The organism is Helicobacter bilis, from assembly GCF_900198365.1.
Classification (GTDB): Bacteria; Campylobacterota; Campylobacteria; order Campylobacterales; family Helicobacteraceae; genus Helicobacter_A; species Helicobacter_A bilis_B.
In genome coordinates, this window is the sequence record NZ_FZMS01000006.1 from 1 (window position 1) to 20,141 (window position 20,141).

The following is a 20,141-nucleotide window of genomic DNA, read 5'->3' on the forward strand; positions in this document are numbered from 1 at the left end:
CAAAAAATACACTGATGACACAAATTTTGACACACATACGCATTTTATGCCCTATTTTGCGGACTTTGGATAGAATTACAATTCCAACAATGAAATCTTAAGCTATTCTTAAGTTTTAAATAAAGCTTTATTTAAGCTAGATTATAAAGGCTATTGACATGCTATAATCATAAACAACACAACACACAAGGGGAATTTTACTCTTATAATAAAATGCAATTACCCATTTATGCTAACTCACTTTATATAAGTTACAATATTACACATAAGCATATAATTTTTAAAAATTTTTTCTAGCTAACTCTTATAAACTTACATAACTAGAGAAAATATCGGTTAGAATTTTGGGTGGGGATTTAGAATTTAAACAAATAGTATTGTACGAAAAAGTTACAAAATCAGCAAACAAACTATAAATCTTTTAACACTTTAATAAATATCAGTAAGCTTTTATCTACTCTTGATACGCATCTTTGAGATTTACAAACTTAATGATTCTATATTTTTTTTGTAACGCTTCTTTGATTATCTTTGTATCTTTTTGATCAGATTCTATGATAACTTCACACACAGGTGAAAAGCTATTTTTATGTCCATCATATTCTACTTTTATGACATTATAGTTATGCTTTGCTAAGGTTGTTAGAAACTCTGCGATTGCCCCATTTTTATTTTCAAATGAAACGATAACCCTAAAGCTCACTTTTACATGTTTTGCCCATGTTACAAATAGCTGATTTACGCCTTGATTAATTCTCTCATTTGCTTTATCACAAAGCTTGTGATGCACGATTGCCCTTTGTCCATTCTTTATAGCAACTACCGAATCACCAAATTTTGGATGACAGCAATGATCAAAAATTAACTCACTAATACTTCCATTTGTATGTAGGATTAGGTTGTCGAATTTTTGCTCTTTTAGATTCAGTGTCTTAAAACGCATAAATGCAAAAAAGCTATTATCAATCTTATATTCTCGCTTAAAATCATTCTTAATTTCTTCCAAAAAGGTTAAATCTGTTGCAGCTTGCCCTATGCGATCTTCTAAGTTGTGATTCCTTATAAACTCATCAAAAAACTTATGTTCTTTATCAAAAATGGTGGTTAAAATATTTATAGCTACTTTTTTATCAATTTCTTTTATTTTATTATGACACATCGTCCGCATGTGAATCTTTGCTTTTGAAGTTTTCACAGAATCTATCCAAGTGCAACGCGTCTGTGCGACTTCACCCTTTTCGATTTTTACAATATCGCCACTCTTTAATTTTTGCAGTAAAGATACCCTTTGATTATTCACAAATGCTTTTTCAGCCATATCTCCTACATCACTATGCACCGCATACGCATAGTCAAGCACCACAGAGCCAACAGGCAAGCTAAAAGTCTTCCCATCTGGACCAAAAACGACAATATCTTCTCTGTAAAGATCATTTTTTGTTACTTCATAAAACTCTTCGGCACTTTTGCTTACACTGCTACTCTCTTTCATATCTTTTAGCCAATTAAGATTTGGCGATACACTGCCACTTTTATATTTCCAGTGTGCTGCCATACCCATTTCGGCACTTTTGTGCATATCATAGGTGCGAATCTGGACTTCATAAACCGCTCCATCATCAAACACGGTAGTATGTATTGTTTGATAGCCATTCTCTTTTGGCAATGCAATGTAGTCTTTAAGCCTTGAAGGTATAGGATTTAGATTAATATGCACGATACCTAAAGCGCGGTAGCAATCTATCTGATTTTTTACAATGATACGCACCGCAAGTAAATCTAGCATTTCGTCCATACTAATGCCCTTTCTTTGCATTTTTAAATGTATGGAATAGTTGCGTTTAATTCGGCTTTGAATCTCAAAGCTATCCCGCAGAAAGCCATTGTTTAATAAAAGCTTAGAAATCTTTTGTGTGAAATCATTTAGACGCAATTCAAGATTCTGTCTTTTCGCATTCTTTTCTTCTTGTATCTTATTGTAAGAATCAGAATAGATATAATAAAAGCTTTTATCTTCTAATTCATTTTTTAATGAAGACATGCCGAGTCTGTGAGCGATAGGAGCATAAACGACAAGTGTTTCTTCTGCGATTCTTATCTGCTTTGCCGTGCTTAGAGCATCAAGCGTTAGCATATTATGCATTCTATCGCTAATTTTTATGACAAGCACCCTTGCATCTTGTATGCTTGCTATAAGCATTTTACGGAAAGATAGGGCTTGTGCTACAAGCTTTTCATTGCTTGTATCCGAAGTAAGCTCTTCGTTGCGTATCTCAACAATCTTTGTCAAAGCATCTACTAACGCTCCGACTTCTTCGCCATAACTCTCATGGATATAGTCAATCTCACACAATGTATCTTCTACAATATCATGAAGCAACGCAGCACACACCATTGCTTCATCGCCGCCATAATGTGCTACAATACAAGCCACACATATAGGATGCACAACATAGGGTATGCCACTTTTACGCAATTGCCCCTCATGAAACCTTTGTGCGTCCTCTATGGCTTTTACAATTTTTGGTGTAATTGTTTGCAAGGATTCTAATTGCTTTAGTGCATCTTCTATTGTCTCAATTTGTGCTAAATTATCAAAAAAATCCATGTAGCAACCTTAAGGCTTATTATTGTCAATGGCTCAATACTTTGTAGAATCTATTAAAGGTGATTTGCAAGTGTTACTTTACCATCAGCTATTTCTTGCAAGGCAATATCACATGGCTCCATTTTTCTTAGATAATCATCTGGATAATTTAGCAACGGCTGTGCCCCAACACTAAGCTCTTTCACTCTTGCAAACACTAATACAGAAAGCTTATATCTATCATTCCCTGTTTGCTCTAATGCCTTAGCAATTACTTGTTCAGTCCGTGTTACCATTCTATTCTCCAAACACAAAAATAATAAAAGCTTGTATTGTAGCAAAAAAATATTAATTTATATGAATCTCATTTTTATATCATATCGCTTTGTTTTCAAAAAAAATCAGTTCCTTAGCATATTGATTTGATAAGTTTTTTATTCTGTATCTCAAAACTTCATAGCTTACTCAAATAAATGATAAGAACTAGATTTTATGATTCCGTATCCTAAACCTTCCGCCAATCCATAAAAGCAGAGAATACGGAATCTATCAAGTTATTGTTATTTTGATTTTATCGTTCTGTTGTAAAAAAAAATACAACTTCAACATGTGATGTAAGTTTGCAACCCTATTTATTGCAAATCCCGACACACACACAACACCAAAAAAACTTGTGCTTTGTGCTATTATTTAAGCCAAACATCAAAATCACAAATATCCAGCCACTAAAGCTAGAAAATATCCAGCTACACAAGAGCTAAAAACACCGATTAAGCCCGGTAAAATGAAGCTATGATTGATAACAAATCGTCCAATATGCGTTGTGCCACTTCTATCAAACTGAATAGTTGCAAGATCGCTTGGATAAGTTGGCAAAATATAATAGCCATAACATGCTGCTGCAAAGGCTACGATGATTCCAGGTTCAACCCCGATATTTAAAGCTAATGGTACAAATGCTGCAATTGCTGCTGCTTGAGAATTGACAAACTTTGAGATTAAAAGCAGCATAATCGCATAAGTCCAAACATGCGTTGTTACAATATTGCCGAGTGCATCTTTCATCATCGGCGTATGCACAGCAAACATTGTATCCGCCATCCATGAGATTCCAAATACAGCTACAAGTGCAATCATACCAGATTTAAAAATCTCATTGCTACCGATTTTTTTCACATCAGTATTTGTAAAAATAATAATAAGTGAGCCAGCAAGTAGCATAAACATCTGAATCACTGCTACCATTGAGAGTGAATCTATTTTAGGATTCCCCAACGCATCAACTTGTGCTACGCCATTTTTCATTATTTGCCCCCAATTTGGTCGTAAAGAATCAAAAATTCCAAGCAAAGCCACACAAGCAATCGCTGCTAGGAATATCCACATAGCAATCCAGCTACTCTTTGGCAAATCAACACCTAGTAAGGTTTTGCTATCACCATAGACATATTTTTTAAATTCAGGATCTTTGAGTTTAGCTTGAAACTCAGAATCTTTATCCAAATCTTTACCTCTAAACCATGAAAAGATTCCAATACACAATACACCAAAAAGTGTGCTAGGGATAGTGATTTGAAGCAGATTGATATAGCCATCAAATCCTGCAAGTTTATGCTCGGAGTTTAAAAGTAGGGCAGTAGGGCTTACAACCGCAACAGACACAGGCGAGGCAATAATCCCCATTTGTGAAGCAATGGAAGCGGCTGCCATAGGACGCTCTGGACGAATATTATTTTTAATCGCAATATCATAAACGATTGGCATAATCGTATAAACCACATGCCCAGTCCCACATAAAATCGTAAGAAAACAAGTAACAAAAGGTGCTAGAATCGTTAAGAGTTTTGGATTTTTTCTTAGCACTTTTTCTGCGATTTGCAGCATAACATCTAGCCCACCACTTGCCTGAAGTGTAGCACTCGCCACAACAACTGCTAAGATAGTAAGCATAACATCAATTGCTGGCTTTCCGGGCTTAATATGAAAGAAAAATACAAGCATTAAGATTCCAATACCGCCTAAAAGCCCAAGTGCAATACCACCTTTTCTTGCACCATAAAACAGACATATAAGCACGACTAAAAGCTGAATGCCAAACTGCCAACCTTCACTAAGATTTGTGAGAAAATCCATACAACGCTCATAAAATAAAATATGCGAAGTATAGCAAAAAAGCCCTTAAGCTTCATAATAATACTATGTGGTTTTATGTTATTAAATTGTCATTATTGTTTGTGGTGATGGGTAGATTCTATGCTTGAGGCGATAGGGTTATATCATAATAACCTTTTCAATAGATTAAATGGGGGGGGGGGGGGATTCTAAGTTTTACATGCTGGTAAGTTGTTTTACACAGCACGCAATGTAAATTTTATAACAAGTTTCTGCATACAGCCCACAAATATCATATAACAACTACACTATCTTGATTATTCAAAGTTAAGGGCGTGATTCCCTAAGTATTCCCTTGTGGGATGACCGCTTCTAAAGCTCATTAATCGCATGGGATTATAAAGCTCTTTTGGGCTTTGCAAGGCAAAGAGATTAGAATCTATTAAGTCATTTCGCACAAAAAAAGCATTTATACCATTTAAGTTTGTAGCAACTAACCTATAACCTTTTTTCTCTCCAAGATCTGCTAAAGCCTGCAGAGACGCCCCCTGTCTATCCGTGCCATCCCATACATGCTCTTTGTTGTAGGGCATAATCCAGCGAGCTGGTGGTGGGAACTTCGCATTATATTCCACGACAATTACACGCGGATGAATACACTCAATTGCCTCAAAGATATAATAATCATTTCCATCAATATCAATCGACAATAAATCAATTTCATCAATCTTTGCAGCACCATTCTCTTGCATAAGATCATTAATGTTTTCACGCGTGATAAAGGCATTCATCACCTTTAGTCGCCCCTCACTTATTGGACTAGCAAACTTCTCTTGAATCTGTGCTACATATTCACTGCTGCCCTCCATAAAGACGCCATTCCACCCTTGCAGAAGCAAAAAATGTGTATTACTCTCTAGCCCATCTTGCACGCCAAACTCCACAAAGAAGCGATTTGTCGTGCCTATACGATTAAATATCTCTTGTATGATTCCATCTTCATCATTTTGACTATATGCTTTATATCCAAAATGCTCAAGTCGCCTAGGATCGCTGTATTTTTGCGTTGAAAGTAATTGTGTTTGCAGGATTTCAGCTTGCAGTGCATGAAGATTTGAGGTATACCAACCTTGTTCTGCCATATACCCCTTTATTCGCCTTTTAAAAGTAGTGCTTAGAAACATGAGATTCCTTAAATTTAGAATATAGCCTTTACATAAGCAAACGCAACTATACAAAAAAAAAAAAAACGATTCAAGGGTTTTTGGTGTTTTCTTAATATTACATGAAATTTATCTCGCAAACATACAGAGTGGTTTGAGTTGTGATAATATGAAATGCAATTACATTTTTCTCTCTTTACATAATGTTTTATTTACCCTTGATTTGTTTTTTTTTTTTTGTAGAATGCCAAATTCATTACAAATTTTTAAGGAGAAATCATGGGATTTGAAAAGAGTATAAAGGCAAGTGTTTTATCTTTAATGCTTGTTTCTAGTATGGCTTATGCAAGTGAAAGCACAGAAGGTGCAGCCAGAGAGTAAAGGCAGGGCATTTGTTGGCTTACAGGCGGGGACTTCTATGTTAAAAGATAAGCACAAATTGATTGCAAAGCATGATAATATTACCAATAAAGATTCTATAAGCGATTGGAATTTTAGCGTTGCATCTTATGGTGTGCTTGGTGGTTATGAATATTGGTTTAGTAATAATTTGGGAGTAAGGGGATATGCCTTAGTGAGTATGTCTAGCACTTATAGAATGTATGCAACGCATTTTGGGATTGGTGCTGATGCTATGTATAATTTTGTGGAAATTGCTGGCGGAAATATTGGCGTTATTGGTGGATTGCAATTAGGTGGTGTATATTGGGGTAAAGGATATTATATAGCTTATGAACAAGATACGATTAAAAAGCCTCTTGCATTTGATATAGCGTTAAATATTGGTTTGCGTTATTCTCAAGATAAGCATGTGTTGGAGTTAGTCGGTAAGATTCCATTTATAGAATCACGCATTGGCACAAGGGATATTAGCAGGGCTACTGCTTATGCAAGCGATGAAACCTATGCTAGAGAAGTGTATTCAATCACCGCTCGTTATATGTATAGGTTTTAAGATTTGTCATTTTTACTATCCGTATTCGACCATAAAGATATGGAATCTAAGTTATGCCATTTGCGTGTAGCGAAAAATCCTTTAGAGATTTTACTACTTTAAGATATTTCGCTTTTTGTAAGCAATTGTTTATAACTTGCCATCTACTGCCGCATTTTGTATTCTATGTGCTTACTTGCGGCTAAATATTCTATACAACGGAACTGGACTATAAGATTATAGCAAAAAGCAATAAGAGCAGATATGCTACCAAATTTATTTATAAACTATAACTATCCCAATCAAAAATAGTCTTTACCTTTTTGGTTTCATTCAGTTTTATTATATGCGTTTTAGCTTCTTGTGAAGATTCTTTTAAATTATTTTGCTTTTTCTTTGCTGGTTTTAGAATCTCTTTTATAGTTATCTCTTCTGTATTATAAGATTCTAAAATGCCATTTATAATCGCTTTATTTGACATGGTTACTGCGACTTTCTGCCCTATGCTGCATAAAAAATGCTTTGGCTTTTTTAGATTTCTCTCAACACCGGGCGAACTCACCTCTAGATGATATGCCTCCAAATCGCTTAATTCTACATCTAAAAGTGGTGCAATAAGTGTGCTGATATTCTCACAATCATCAAGGCTAATACCCTCTTGCTTAAAGATTGAAATGCGTAAAATCATGCTTTCATTTTCTTTTAATAGCTCAATATCATAGAGTTCTAAGCCTTTTTGTGTGATTAAAGATTCAATCTTATCATGCAAATCTTGTGTTATCATTGCTTTATTCCTTATTTTCGTTATTGCTTGATTTGGCATTAATTTGTGCAAAAATTTTATCAAGATTATTTTGTATTTGCAAACTTTCATCAAACACTAAGGTAATCTTTGGGGCAGTATGCCATGAAGTTGCACTCAAAATGTATTCTTGTATGATGGGACGAGCTTTTTTGAAAGCTTGTAAAATCTTATTTTGCATAGCTTTATCTATGCTGCTTGATTCTATAAATACTTTGGCATCATGTTTGCCTTTTGAGCATTGCACTTTTGTAACTTCTAGTGTGTTAAGCAGACTATCGCCCAAACTTCCTAACGCTTCATTAACTATCTCTTGCAGGAAAGCTTCCCTGCGTTCCTGTAAAATCTTGTTTTGCATGTATTCTCTCTTAATTTAGATTTTATTACCCCGCACTCTAAACCCAGTAGCCATCTACAAGGAATAGATTCTATAATCTAAGCATTGAATAAATGTAGTATTTTGTTGAGATTTGCTCTCTTTGCTTTCGGCATGATAAGAAACATATCAAGCCCCCACCATATTGCCACGCCCACTAAGCCCACATAACCTGTGATAAGCAGACTGAGCGAGACAATGGCTAAATCTGACAAATGCGTAAAAACCGCACTAATCATCAATAAAGCATAAGAGATAAGCAAAAGGCTAACTTTCAACGCACCAATAACCCGATCTCCAATCATAAAGCGACCTACACCAAAAATGCCAAGTATTACACTGCCAACCCAAAACACCATTTGGACATTATAAAGCTTAAGTAAGGGCAAACCTATAACGATTTTTGCAAGCCCCACTTTATCAAGCTTTTTTAGCTTATTTTTCACAAGCGTAACGCCCTCATTTGGAATCTTGTCGTATAGATGTAGCATAATAAGTGATGGGACCATAATTTTCCTTTTACATTACAAGATTTTTTAGTTTGTTTTTAAAAAGCAAACCAAGAATCTCTTCTTCTTTGATTTGATTTGTATGGATTGTGCGTTTATGTTTTGTGCTTAAAATCTCACACAACTCCGCTATACATACAGGACAAACACGCAAGGGATGCTCATAAAAAAGCCTTGTATCTACGCCACTAGAACGCACTCGATAATCAAAGGCATTTTTTGTCGGCACACATACTTTTATTAATTCTTGTGATACTCTTTTTATTGATTCACACCGAATGAAATGCAAGTGCGGTGAATCTTGCTTTGCAAATGTGCGTTCATCAAGAACATAAATATAAGCAGTTGCCAAGTGAAGCTCTGCCCCAATGTATAACTCAAAAAATTTAGAATTGCTGTTAGATAAATCAATTTTCATTCCTTTTTGCAAGGTTTCACTATCAAAAACACTTAAATTTGCTAAATGTTGTAATATTGTTTGTGTTTTGGAAAAAAGTTGCGAATCTTTTAATGATTTTTTTATCGCATGATTGCTTTGTGCTGTGCTTGTGATATTAGATTCTATATGAGTTTTTGTAGGGTGTTGCGTTTTAGTAGAATCTATTGTTTCAATAGATTCTTTTTGTATGGGATTTTGGGTTAAATCCATGTTTGAATTTTGCAGTATGCTTGTATCTGGTATGACTATTGGCTTGATTGGATTTTGAAAGGTTTTTAGGAAAGCATGTTGTGCATTATCTTGCATTATTCTAGTCCCTTTTGGTTGCGTGTTTTATAATTGTATATTTTGGTTAGCATTCTTTACCTTTAATTTTCTTAAAAGATTTTAGCTATCAAACATTACATAAAGTCTAAATTTTCATAAGACTACAAAAAACATGATATATAAAATAGATTCTATTTCTCAATGAAAATCTCATATATTTGTCATTTTGGTAATTGTAAAGACTCTATATTTGGTCTTTTTGCTTGATAGGGTGCGATCTCTTTTTCACTCATTTTTTTCCAAACAAGAGTTTTGCCAAATACGCCTTTTTTATCCTTACTTACACGCACTTTTAGCTTACCATTATCCCACTCTGCATTTACATGATAGGTTGTGCCATTTTGAAAGTTATAGAGTTTACCATTATGATATTCATTATCTTCTTTATTATATGTAAGATTCCATAAAAAGACACTTCCACCGACTTTTCTATCGCGAAGCTTTGGATCGGGATTTTTCACATCATTGCCAGAATCTTTGCCACTTTTATTTGCAAAGCCCACACCATAAAATTTGCCATTTTTTTGAAAAATCTCAACATAAGATTCATCATCTTTTGAAGGTATTGCATACACACCAGCAATATCACTTGCAAACAACACGGAGCTAAAACACAGCATAAAACAAGTTAGAAGAAAACGCATAAAAAACCTTTAATAGAATCTAGTAAAAATAGTTGAGATTGTAACATACAAAAAAACCATATTATAAATATGTCTTACTTTGTGATATATTTTGGAGAATCTCTATGTATCATGGCATAAAAACTCCATGACAGCCATGCGGATTTTCACACCATTTTGCACTTGTGTCAGCACCTTGCAACAAGGACTTGCTAATACATCATCATCAATATCAATGTTTCTATGCACAGGTCCGGGGTGCAGTACGACAATATCTCTTCCTTCAATTAAGTCTTTAGTAATACAGAATCTATTCGCATAATCTTTCAGGCTACCATAGATTTGCGTGTTATGCCGCTCTGTTTGTGTGCGTAATGCCATGATAATATCTACTTCATCAATCACATCTTTTAGGTCATGTGCAGTTTGCAATCGTGTTTTGTATAGAAAATGTGGCGGGGCTACTAGCACGACATTTATACCAAAACGAGTGAGTAACTCAATATTGCTATTTGCTACCCTTGAGTTTTTAATATCACCAACGATTGCCACCTTCTTACCTTTTAGCACAGATAACCCACGCAAACAATCATTATCGCCAAAATGATTTGCCATTGTGTAAAGGTCAAGCAGGGCTTGTGTCGGGTGTGCGTGTGCGCCATCACCCCCATTAATGATGGGGCAGGAAGTAAAATGTGCTAGAAAGTTAGGTGCGCCAGCACTTTTATGTCGCACTATGATTCCATGTGGTTGCATAGCATTTAGCGTCGCAGCGGTATCTGCCATACTTTCACCCTTGGCAGTAGAGCTTTTTGCTACATCAAGGCTTATGACTTCCCCACCAAGATTCTTAATGGCGATTGCAAAGCTACTTAATGTGCGAGTGGAGTTTTCAAAAAATATGGTAATAAATCGTTTATTTTTTAGCGTTTCTCTATTGTCAGTCATGGCTGCAGTGCGTTCAAATATATGCTTAATCTCTTCTACATGTAAATCAGTGGTTTGTATGAGATGCCTTATACTCATGTTTTACCTTAAAGTGTAATTTAGCTAAGTATTATAACAAATTTGCTAGAATACGCAGTAAATCTTTATATGAAAGCCATGTATGCGGATAGTTTTTAGGAATCTTTTATTATTGTTTTGTGTGTTGTGTTTTGGTTGCTCATCATATTTCTCAAAGTCTGAATTTTTAGATACGCCGACTGAGCTATTAGCACAAAATAGTCGCATGGTTTTACTTTCAGGTGTTGATGAAAAGCTAAAGATTGCCGCGAGATTAACGCATTTAAACAGCCTTGATAGTAGCATTTATAATGGTAGGGAATACTTTTTTTTAGAGATATTTAACGATGATGAATATGTTATAGTCCCAGATTCTATGCAGCTTAGCATGTTTGGCAGAAAGCCCTTGTGGATACGCCCGGTAGAAGCTAGAGAGTTTGATGACTTACTCACTTTATATAATAATCTATCTAATGGCTATCTCATTGCGTTTAGATACCCATCTGTTTTTGAAAAAAAGAACATGAAAATAGAGCTTAATATAGAGACCTTTAAACCAGCAGTATTTGACTTTTCATATATTATATTGGATTCAAAGTTGTGAATTTACATGATTTTTATGAGATTCTGTGTATAAATAATTTGAAATCAAATGACATAATATTTTGCTTTCATTATAGGGAATACTTTAGTTCTATATTTTATTGCGACATGGATTTTAGTTTGTCAATGCAAGAATTATTTAATGGCAAAGTTTCTATTTGTATGGTTTTAAGTGGCATATTATTCTTATTATGTTAGCATTATGATTTTGAAAGATTCTGTCTCAAGGAAGTAATATGTGCTTAGCAATCCCCTCTAAAGTCATAAGCATAAATAAAGAAACAAATATGGCAACACTTGATACACTTGGAGTGCAGCGTGAGGCAAGCCTTGATTTAATGCAGGATAATGTGGCTATCGGCGATTTTGTCTTACTGCATGTTGGCTATGTTATGGGTAAAATTGATGAAGAAGATGCGATTGAGAGTCTAAAACTCTATGCAGAAATGCTAGCAGCCATGCAGGAAGAAGATGAAGAGCGACTTATGCTAGAAAAGGCAAATGGATTGTGAGTAGCACTTCATTTAGATTAGTTTATTTGAGGCTCTAGAGTATTTACGCTTGTGATGCTAAACATTAAACAGGATGCGTTCATGTTAAAGATTAGATTCTTCTATAAACCTGTAGTATTAGGCGTAAGGCAAATCTATATTCAGTATTTACCTAGCACTATATTCCACACCTCAAACCATCCAAATAATCATGCTTCGAACATCCGATACCCCCCCCTATTTTTTGAAACACTCTTGGTATGCTAGAAATGTTTTAAAAAATAAGCAAAGGAAGATGGGATGCTGAAAAAATAATTAGTGTGTAGCGTTTTAGCTTAAAATGGAGGCCGTGGTTACATAATTATAAACGATGTGTATGGGATTTGTTGAATCTTAACCGTGTAAAATTAAAGAATATGGGAATATGATATACTAACAACTATTATACTAGGGCTTACGAGTAGCGGTGTATGTTTTTTAGCGATATTGGAGTTTTTTGTAGATAGCGGAGCGATGAATTTCTAGAATATTGGCTGATTGGGATTCCAAGCCCACAAAAATCTAACTTGCCTTATAAGCTTTAGGCTTGCATAAACTCTCTCACAAGTCTCTCAATCTTTGGAGCAGCACTCACAGCAGATTCTATAAAGCACATACTAAAATACTCATCAAACCAGCTAGATTCTAAGTTATTTAATACACTCTTTTTTGCGTATTGGCTAAATTGTGCGACATTTAGCACTTCCCCACTTGTGCCAATGCAGACAAATAAGCTATTATCCGCCGCCCTTAGTCTCTCTAGCTCCCTATCTAGCAGGGCATAGTTTGGGGCATATTCGCTAAACATTACAATATTATGCCGCAAAGATTCTTCCCCACAAGATTCACATATAAGTTTTGGCATAGCCACATAGCCGATATTTGTAATAGTTTCGCAAGATTCACAACGCACTTCAGGTAAGAATCCGTGCAAATGAATGACATCTTTACACCCAGCCAGCTCTAATAAATCATCTACATTTTGTGTAATAACCACTATTTCTTTTGGATATTTTGCCTTAAGATTTGCTATCATCTTATGTGCGGCGTTTGGGGCGACTTGCCCTAATTGTATCCGCCTTTTATCATAGAAATCTAGCACCTTTTTTCTATCCTTAGCAAAACCACTCGCACTACATACTTCCATAATGTCAAACTCTTCCCATAAGCCATCATTATCACGGAAAGTCCGTAATCCACTCTCCGCACTAAGTCCAGCTCCGCTAAATATCATCACTCGTTTAGAATCTTTCATATTACCCCTTTTGCCTTAATAAAAAGTTGAGTTCTATTTTCTTATTATTTTGAGATAAAGTAAAAACTTTTTTCTATACTCAATGCTTCATTACGCTCAATGCAACAAGACACTTAGAATCTAATCCCTACAACCTATATTTATTTTCACTCAATATAAGATTCTAAAAGCGGCATACCACCTTGTATATCCTTACTAAAAGTTTTGCCAAGTATGGAATCTAGCTTTAATGGCGACATGCCAAAACAAGGTCTCACACATGCAATATTCTCAAGGCTTATTATCTCTCCAGCCTTAACATCTTTTGAGACAAACAGGCTACGCCCAAAGTTTCGCCCCTTTTTCTCTTTAGAATCTATATGAGATTCTATAATGGGTAGCAATCCTCTCTCTTTATCACACATTTTAGAACCTGTATCACAGAAATCTTTTGCTAACTCACAAATATCACGCACGCTATTTACCATAAGGCTAAATTCATTCACATCAAGGCTAAATGCACTATCCACACCACCTAAATTCTTATCTAAAATAAAATGCTTTTCAATCACACTCACACCACAGAGTGTCGCCATAAGTGGCACACTAATGCCTAGAGTATGATCTGATAAACCAACCTTTACATTATAGCTTTTCCATTGCTCTTTTATTGCTTGAATATTTGTGAGTTTTGCATCACTCAATGCGGCAGGGTATGCGGATATGCAATAAAGAAGTGTGATAGATTCATTATCCTTTAGAATCTCTAAAGCATTTTGTATCTCATCATCATTTGCTATTCCAAGTGAAAGAATCACGGGCTTTTTTGTCGCTGCTACTGCCTTTAAAAGTGGGGTGTGCATGACTTCAAAGCTTGCGATTTTATAGATAGGGCAGTTTAGATTTTCTAAAAACTCCACCCCTTCCACACTAAAAGGTGTGCTAAAAGATTCTAAACCTAAAGTATGTGCTAGGCTAAATATCTCTTTATGCCACTCCCATGGCATTTGTGCGTCTTCATAAAGCTCCCATAAATATGAATCTTTCCATAATCCATCATTAATCTTAAAATACTCATTTTTATAAGGCAGGGTAAGGCAGCTTGGCTTATATGTCTGCACCTTTATTGCATTTGCACCTGTTTTTGCGATGGCTTCTACACTTTTTAGGGCAATGTCTAGGCTTTGATTGTGATTTGCACTAAGCTCTGCGATAATAAATGGCGTTTGCATGTAATCTCCACATAACAGATTCTATTCAGTATTGTAAGGAAAAATCTTTAAGTTCTTGTGATTTGTGCTTGTGATTTTAGAATCTCTTTGTATTGCTATGTTTAGATTTAGCACAAGATAAACTTAGAATAAAAGACAATAATTCACACAAATTTATGCTATAAAACATTTTCATTTTATATTTTAAGGTCAAGCATGTTTCATAATAAATCTAGCATTTTTGCTTGGTTGCCCGTTTTGTGCGTTACTTTTGGTGCGTTTATCTTTAATACTTCGGAGTTTATACCTATTGGGCTTTTAGGTGCGATTGGCAATGACTTTTCTATGAGTGATTCTGAAGTTGGGGTAATGCTAACTATCTATGCGTGGGTGGTAGCCCTTGCGTCCTTGCCGCTTATGCTCTATTTTGCACAAAGCAATCTTAAATCCCTTATGTTAGGCGTTATTTTTGTATTTGTGCTTAGTCATTTCATCTCTGCTTTAGCACAAAATTTCATTATGCTTGTAGCCTCTCGCATAGGCGTAGCCCTATCTCACGCACTCTTTTGGTCTATCGCCTCTGTTATGGCGGTGCGTGCTGCCCCAAAGGGTAAGCAAAGCAGTGCATTGGGCTTTGTGATTACAGGGAGTTCTCTTGCTATGATTGTGGGGCTGCCGCTTGGGCGTATGATAGGGCTGTATGTGGATTGGCGGGTGAGCTTTTTGTGTATTGGACTTGTGGCATTATGCGTTGGCATTGCTTTCTGGCGGGTGTTTCCTACTATGCCAAATACGCAAAATATTTCGCTAAAAACGCTTCCTACACTTTTGCATAACAAGGCATTTATGAAGATTTGCTTTCTCACACTTGTATTTGTGAGCGGACATTTTAGTGCATATACTTATATTGAGCCATTTTTGGAGAATGTGGCTGGGTTTAGGGCTAATTCTGTTACTTTTATCTTGTGTTTGTTTGGGCTTATGGGTGTGGTAGGGAGTGTGCTATTTGCGAGATTCTATGAGAGATTTCATTTAGCCTTTGTGCGTCTTAGCCTTTTTGGTTTGGGTTTTAGTATGCTTTTATTGTATGTTGTGAGTGAATCTAGTCTAGCTACTACGCTACTTTGTGCGATATGGGGGCTGTGCTTTATGCTTTTTGGTGTGATTTTTCAATCACAAGTGATTGCTGCTGTGCCAAATGCTACGGCGGTGGCGATGAGTATTTATTCTGGTATTTTTAATGTCGGTATAGGCAGTGGGGCGTTGATTGGCGGCTTGGCATATACGCATTTTGGGATAGAATCTATTGGCTTTGTGGCAAGTGGGATATGTGCTTTCGCGGCGTTATATTTTGTGAGTGCTATGGGCTTTGCGAAAGTGTTTAGGAAGTTTAGGCGAGTGTAGCTATTTTTTCTTTTTATGTAAAAGTAAAGTTTGCAAGATAAAAAGGGCAATACCGCAATCAATGATAATATCAGCAAAATTAAATATAGGAAAGTCAAACTTATAATGCCAATAGATATAATCCACAACACCGCCATGTAAGAATCTATCAAGTATATTTGAAGTCCCACCTGCAAGCATAAGCGAAAAAGCAATATAATGCTGTTTAAAAAGATCTTTTTGTGCGAATAAGATTCCAACAATAAGGGCTATAAGACCTACCTGTATGTATTTTAGCCATTCCCCAAGCCATGTAAAAAATGAGAAAGCAACACCTGTGTTAAAGACAAGAGCGATAGAAATTACCGGCATATCAGCAATCATTACAAAATCATGCAAACTTTGTGGCTGTGCGATATAAATCATTGTGTATTTTATAGCTTGGTCTAGGGCTACAAGGAAAAGAAAAAGTATGCTAAAGTGTCGTATTTGCTTTGACATATTAAAACCTTATGTGAATCTAAAATAAAAGCGGCATTGTAGCAAAATGATATAAATATGTCTTTGTAGTTTTGGAAGCCATGTCTCTGCAAAATAAATACAATGGTAGAATAATCGAATATGGAGGCTAGGACCAAGGCAAACTCAATCAAAATGATTTGTTTTTCAAAAGTTAAACATATGAAGCTATATTAAATTTTTGTTTGATAAGTCGGTATAGTCCATAAAGGATATCACACAACCCTTTTATTTTTTGACATCTTCTCTCTTGACAAACACTAGGTGTTAGGCTTTATAATATCGCTCTTAAAGATTTTATGTGTTTGTCTAAACCAGCTTGTTAGCATTTTTCATAGACAGATATTATAGAATCTTAGCTATTTTACTACCCAAAGGAATTTTTATGCTTTTAGAAGAAAACTTAGCCCAAGCAAACAATGGGCAAAAAATCACCGCAAAAGGCTATGCGATTACGCATAAAGATGACACATTTAAGCCATTTCACTTCACTCGCCACGCAATGGGGGCGAATGATATTTTACTTGAGATTCTCTATGCTGGAATCTGCCATAGCGATATACACTCCGCTAGAAGTGAATGGAAAGAGGGAATCTATCCTATGGTCCCCGGGCACGAGATAGCCGGGCGTGTGGTGGCTGTAGGTAAAAATGTGAGTAAGTTTAAGATTGGCGATTATGCGGGGGTTGGCTGTATGGTGAATTCCTGTGGGGAGTGTAGTGCTTGCAAGCAGAGTCAAGAGCAGTTTTGCGAGAATGGCAAGGCGGTTTTTACCTATGACTGCCTTGATTGCTTCCACGATAATGCCCCAACTTATGGAGGCTACTCAAATAATATCGTTGTGAGTGAAAACTTTGCGATACAAGTGCCGCAAAATGCCCCACTAGAGAAGATCGCCCCACTGCTTTGTGCTGGGATCACCACTTATAGCCCCTTAAAATTTAGCAAAGTAAAAAGGGGCGATAAGGTCGCAGTAGCGGGATTTGGCGGACTTGGGCTTATGGCGGTGAAATACGCCCTGTATCTTGGGGCGGAAGTGAGTGTCTTTGCACGAAATACACTTAAGGCTCAAGTTGCTAAGAATCTAGGCGTGAAAGCCCTTTACACAAGTGCGAGTGAATGCAAAGAGCGATTTGATTTTATCATCTCTACCATTCCTACGGCTTATGATGTCAATAGCTATGTGGATTTGCTGAAATTTGGCGGTGAGATGGCGATTGTGGGGCTGCCGCCTGTGGAGCTAAAAACGCATATTGATGTAACAAGGCTTGTTTTTTCTGCGGGGAAAAAGGTGTATGGCTCGCTTATTGGCGGCATAAAAGAGACGCAAGAAATGCTAGATATTTCCGTGCAGCAGGGAATCTACCCTGAAGTAGAAATTATTAGTGTAAATGACATTGACAAAGCATATAGCAATCTTACAAACGGCAAGGCAAAATTCCGCTATGTGATTGATATGGGAAGCTTGGAGGGGGAGTAATTTTAGTAGATTTTAATTCTCCGTTTAGACGGGCTATCTCATATACCCATAACCCACATAGATTTGACAGGAAATCTAGCTAGATTCTAATACTTTTTACTTATCTTTTGGTGGGTTATCATCGTGCATTTTTTCTGGCTTGCTAGGCACTATGCTCGCATCATCGCCTAGCTCTTTTGGCTCTGGCATTCTGCCATTATCAAGGTGGCTTAATAATGCCTTTTTAAACGCTAAGGTAGAATCCACTTTATAGTATTTTCCGCCGCTATCCTTGCTTAAGCCTTGCAAAAACCCCACTTCTTCACCCAAAGCAAGCTATGAAACACCACTTGATTGATAGCAAGTTCTGGCTTTCCTTGCGTGATGTTGCGATTGAGACTTTTCATCGTGCTAAGAAGTGTTTGTGCGCGGAAGCTATCTGGAGGTGTTGGGTTACTTGCAAAAATATATAGCTCTTTTACCAGCCCATTATCCTTAGTGAAATGCTTCATACTCTCAATCATAGCGACATTAAGAAGATAGAGATACTGCGGATTTAGGCTAATCTCTTGCACCGCTTTATCAAATGATTTTGGCTCATAAAATGGTCCAAGCGGGTTTGCAAGCATACTTTTATAGTCATTGACAATCGCCTTTGTGAAGTGCTTAGGCTTATAGATTCGCTTTGCAATATAGGGGGGGGGGGGTGATTTCCTTGAAAGCCTTAATATAGAGGTGCAAACTAAAAGTGTTGCAATACACAAAGCCCATTTCCTTATAAGGCTTTTCACGCAAATAGATTCCAAAATCGCCATTTTGTTGCGAGAAATTTACTAGCGTAAAGCTTGTCTTTTTACACACAGAAGTGATACGCAAAAGCCCAGCCCCACTAGTATCAAGGCTATATACAAACTGCTTATCATCACTCATATAGCTCCCATCTTTTTGCAAGATTCCACCATTTAGGATTCTATCTGCAAAGCAAATTTTTTTATCCGTGCTAGAAGACTAGATACTCTGCCCATCTTTAGCATAAATCACGCCTTGTTGCTCTTTATGCTGCTCTAAACTCTGCTTAGAGCAGTCCATACCATTGATAAGATTATTAAGCTTTTCAAACACGACTTTTTCATCAATTTGGTCAAACTCTGTCATTTTCACTTCCTTTATGCGAGATTTACTTGTCTTTAATCATTGCGTATTTTTCACTAATCAAAGGCAAATACGCGTAGTAATAGCGGACTTTGTAACTCTAAAGTTACTTTTGGAATCTAATGCTATAATTTTATTTATATTATTTTAAGGATAAAAATGCAAAAGAAAATGACATATTTGGAAGTGGCAAAAGCTGTGTTAGAGAGTGTAACTACTCCGCTTAAAGCACCGCAAATTTGGGATATAGCGGTAGAAAAAGGATTAGATAAGAATCTAAAAAGTATCGGCAAAACCCCACAAGCAAGTATGGCAGCATTGCTATATATAGATGTCCGCGATAGGCAAGATTCTATCTTTATGAAAGCCTCTACTAAGCCCACAACCTTTTGGCTAAAGGCGAGAGAGAATGAATTGCAAAAGGGATTAGAATCTCTAATGCAGACAAGCAAGACAAACTATGAAAAGCAAAAAGAAAGGGTGCTTAAAGAGCGGGATTTGCACCCGCTGTTTGTGCGATTTGCAAAAGATTATTTTGATGTGTATGCAAAGACCATTAAGCACGAAAAAAGCAAAAAGACACAAAGCAGGCAGGATAAGTGGAACTACCCTGATATTGTGGGCGTGCATTTTCCTTTTAATGATTATAGTGAGAGAGAAACGCTAGAGCTAAGTCAGAATCTAAACCGCCGCGATTTTAAGATTTACTCCTTTGAGCTAAAAGTTTCACTTGATTTTAGCAATTTGAAAGAGAGCTACTTTCAAGCGGTGAGTAACTCTAGCTTTGCAAATGAGGGGTATTTGGTCGTATTTGAAGAGCTAGATTCTGAAGTGTTTGATGAGCTAAGAAGGCTTCATAGTAGCTTTGGCATTGGGCTTATAAAGCTAGAGCTAGAGCCTACTGAATCTTCTGTGCTTTTGCCATCGTTGGTAAGAAACTTAGACTTTAAAACCATTGATATGTTAGTGAATAAAAATGCGGATTTTAGGGAGTTTATTGACACGATAAATGGCGATATACAGACAAATGATAAAAGGCGAATTGCTCTGCAGTATTATGACAGGGTGCTAGATGATGAGAGTTTGGATAGGTATTTGAGTGAGAAGGGCTTAAGGGGTTAAGCTTTTTTAGAATCTTGCTTAAACTTTTGTGGGGAGAAGCTTGATTTGGGG

The 20,141-nt window shown here is 36.3% G+C and carries 23 protein-coding genes; 6 read left to right on the forward strand and 17 right to left on the reverse strand.

Annotated elements, in window-relative coordinates; translation table 11 throughout:
* Positions 1–454: 454 nt before the first annotated feature.
* The 4 genes from C6H08_RS00800 to C6H08_RS00815 all read right to left on the reverse strand — a co-directional run bounded on the left by C6H08_RS00800 (position 455) and on the right by C6H08_RS00815 (position 5,883).
* Positions 455–2,608: a RelA/SpoT family protein gene (locus C6H08_RS00800; RefSeq protein ID WP_034580407.1), complete on the reverse strand. Its 2,154-nt coding sequence runs from the start codon at positions 2,606–2,608 to the stop codon at positions 455–457.
* A gap of 53 nt (positions 2,609–2,661) precedes the next feature.
* Positions 2,662–2,883 (reverse strand): DNA-directed RNA polymerase subunit omega, encoded by a 222-nt coding sequence (locus tag C6H08_RS00805; RefSeq protein ID WP_004084069.1) that lies wholly within the window; start codon positions 2,881–2,883, stop codon positions 2,662–2,664.
* A 412-nt stretch (positions 2,884–3,295) separates the two neighbouring features.
* Entirely contained in the window at positions 3,296–4,720 is a 1,425-nt protein-coding gene (locus C6H08_RS00810; protein WP_104686066.1) for an anaerobic C4-dicarboxylate transporter, read from the reverse strand.
* A gap of 296 nt (positions 4,721–5,016) precedes the next feature.
* Positions 5,017–5,883, reverse strand: a complete 867-nt coding sequence (locus C6H08_RS00815) for a hypothetical protein (RefSeq protein ID WP_104686067.1) — start codon at positions 5,881–5,883, stop codon at positions 5,017–5,019.
* Positions 5,884–6,211: 328 nt separating this feature from the next.
* Here C6H08_RS00815 and C6H08_RS00820 point away from each other — a divergent pair, with 328 nt between their 5' ends.
* A complete protein-coding gene (locus C6H08_RS00820) occupies positions 6,212–6,817 on the forward strand; it encodes an outer membrane beta-barrel protein (RefSeq protein WP_233708408.1) in 606 nt (201 codons plus the stop codon).
* A 259-nt stretch (positions 6,818–7,076) separates the two neighbouring features.
* Here C6H08_RS00820 and C6H08_RS00825 read toward each other — a convergent pair whose 3' ends face one another.
* The 6 genes from C6H08_RS00825 to C6H08_RS00850 form a co-directional block, all read right to left on the reverse strand.
* The gene (locus C6H08_RS00825; RefSeq protein WP_034565645.1) at positions 7,077–7,580 is read right to left on the reverse strand and encodes a ribosome maturation factor RimP; all 504 of its coding nucleotides are present in this window, start codon (positions 7,578–7,580) and stop codon (positions 7,077–7,079) included.
* 4 nt (positions 7,581–7,584) lie between these two features.
* Positions 7,585–7,956 (reverse strand): 30S ribosome-binding factor RbfA, encoded by a 372-nt coding sequence (gene rbfA / locus C6H08_RS00830; RefSeq protein ID WP_004084965.1) that lies wholly within the window; start codon positions 7,954–7,956, stop codon positions 7,585–7,587.
* 77 nt (positions 7,957–8,033) lie between these two features.
* Positions 8,034–8,483 (reverse strand): hypothetical protein, encoded by a 450-nt coding sequence (locus C6H08_RS00835; protein ID WP_034565647.1) that lies wholly within the window; start codon positions 8,481–8,483, stop codon positions 8,034–8,036.
* A 10-nt stretch (positions 8,484–8,493) separates the two neighbouring features.
* Complete coding sequence (locus C6H08_RS00840) at positions 8,494–9,228, reverse strand: hypothetical protein (RefSeq protein WP_034565648.1); 735 nt, start codon at positions 9,226–9,228, stop codon at positions 8,494–8,496.
* Positions 9,229–9,410: 182 nt separating this feature from the next.
* Positions 9,411–9,893: a DUF2147 domain-containing protein gene (locus tag C6H08_RS00845; RefSeq protein WP_034565650.1), complete on the reverse strand. Its 483-nt coding sequence runs from the start codon at positions 9,891–9,893 to the stop codon at positions 9,411–9,413.
* A 102-nt stretch (positions 9,894–9,995) separates the two neighbouring features.
* The gene (locus C6H08_RS00850; RefSeq protein WP_034565651.1) at positions 9,996–10,898 is read right to left on the reverse strand and encodes an aspartate carbamoyltransferase catalytic subunit; all 903 of its coding nucleotides are present in this window, start codon (positions 10,896–10,898) and stop codon (positions 9,996–9,998) included.
* An 82-nt stretch (positions 10,899–10,980) separates the two neighbouring features.
* On the opposite strand from C6H08_RS00850, the gene C6H08_RS00855 reads away from it, so the two are divergent.
* Together C6H08_RS00855 and C6H08_RS00860 are read left to right on the forward strand one after the other, a co-directional pair.
* Positions 10,981–11,481 carry a hypothetical protein gene (locus C6H08_RS00855; RefSeq protein WP_034579684.1) on the forward strand — a complete coding sequence of 167 codons (501 nt, stop codon included), beginning with the start codon at positions 10,981–10,983 and terminating at the stop codon, positions 11,479–11,481.
* 235 nt (positions 11,482–11,716) lie between these two features.
* Complete coding sequence (locus C6H08_RS00860; RefSeq protein ID WP_034565652.1) at positions 11,717–11,992, forward strand: HypC/HybG/HupF family hydrogenase formation chaperone; 276 nt, start codon at positions 11,717–11,719, stop codon at positions 11,990–11,992.
* 559 nt (positions 11,993–12,551) lie between these two features.
* Here the strand turns inward: C6H08_RS00860 and C6H08_RS00865 are convergent.
* The gene (locus tag C6H08_RS00865) at positions 12,552–13,265 is read right to left on the reverse strand and encodes an SIR2 family NAD-dependent protein deacylase (protein WP_034564991.1); all 714 of its coding nucleotides are present in this window, start codon (positions 13,263–13,265) and stop codon (positions 12,552–12,554) included.
* A gap of 146 nt (positions 13,266–13,411) precedes the next feature.
* A complete protein-coding gene (gene pseI / locus C6H08_RS00870; protein ID WP_034564993.1) occupies positions 13,412–14,476 on the reverse strand; it encodes a pseudaminic acid synthase in 1,065 nt (354 codons plus the stop codon).
* A 195-nt stretch (positions 14,477–14,671) separates the two neighbouring features.
* Here pseI and C6H08_RS00875 point away from each other — a divergent pair, with 195 nt between their 5' ends.
* The gene (locus tag C6H08_RS00875; protein ID WP_034564995.1) at positions 14,672–15,859 is read left to right on the forward strand and encodes a sugar transporter; all 1,188 of its coding nucleotides are present in this window, start codon (positions 14,672–14,674) and stop codon (positions 15,857–15,859) included.
* Here the strand turns inward: C6H08_RS00875 and lspA are convergent, their stop codons facing one another.
* A complete protein-coding gene (lspA, locus tag C6H08_RS00880; protein ID WP_020995988.1) occupies positions 15,860–16,339 on the reverse strand; it encodes a signal peptidase II in 480 nt (159 codons plus the stop codon).
* A gap of 403 nt (positions 16,340–16,742) precedes the next feature.
* Between lspA and C6H08_RS00885 the strand changes: the two genes are divergently transcribed.
* A complete protein-coding gene (locus tag C6H08_RS00885) occupies positions 16,743–17,837 on the forward strand; it encodes an NAD(P)-dependent alcohol dehydrogenase (protein ID WP_034579682.1) in 1,095 nt (364 codons plus the stop codon).
* A gap of 96 nt (positions 17,838–17,933) precedes the next feature.
* Here C6H08_RS00885 and C6H08_RS11655 read toward each other — a convergent pair whose 3' ends face one another.
* From C6H08_RS11655 to C6H08_RS11670, 4 genes are read right to left on the reverse strand one after another with little or no spacing between them, the layout of a single operon-like run.
* Positions 17,934–18,134 carry a hypothetical protein gene (locus tag C6H08_RS11655; protein ID WP_233708409.1) on the reverse strand — a complete coding sequence of 67 codons (201 nt, stop codon included), beginning with the start codon at positions 18,132–18,134 and terminating at the stop codon, positions 17,934–17,936.
* Positions 18,113–18,580, reverse strand: coding sequence for a hypothetical protein (locus tag C6H08_RS11660; RefSeq protein ID WP_233708410.1), 468 nt, complete (start codon positions 18,578–18,580; stop codon positions 18,113–18,115). Before C6H08_RS11660 ends, C6H08_RS11655 begins: the two co-directional genes overlap by 22 nt.
* Positions 18,489–18,767: a hypothetical protein gene (locus C6H08_RS11665; RefSeq protein ID WP_233708411.1), complete on the reverse strand. Its 279-nt coding sequence runs from the start codon at positions 18,765–18,767 to the stop codon at positions 18,489–18,491. Before C6H08_RS11665 ends, C6H08_RS11660 begins: the two co-directional genes overlap by 92 nt.
* Before the next feature lie 57 nt (positions 18,768–18,824).
* On the reverse strand, positions 18,825–18,971 hold the full coding sequence (locus C6H08_RS11670; protein ID WP_233708412.1) for a hypothetical protein: 147 nt from the start codon (positions 18,969–18,971) through the stop codon (positions 18,825–18,827).
* A gap of 156 nt (positions 18,972–19,127) precedes the next feature.
* Between C6H08_RS11670 and C6H08_RS00895 the strand changes: the two genes are divergently transcribed.
* Positions 19,128–20,090, forward strand: coding sequence for an HTH domain-containing protein (locus C6H08_RS00895; RefSeq protein ID WP_034579557.1), 963 nt, complete (start codon positions 19,128–19,130; stop codon positions 20,088–20,090).
* Positions 20,091–20,141 lie beyond the last annotated feature (51 nt).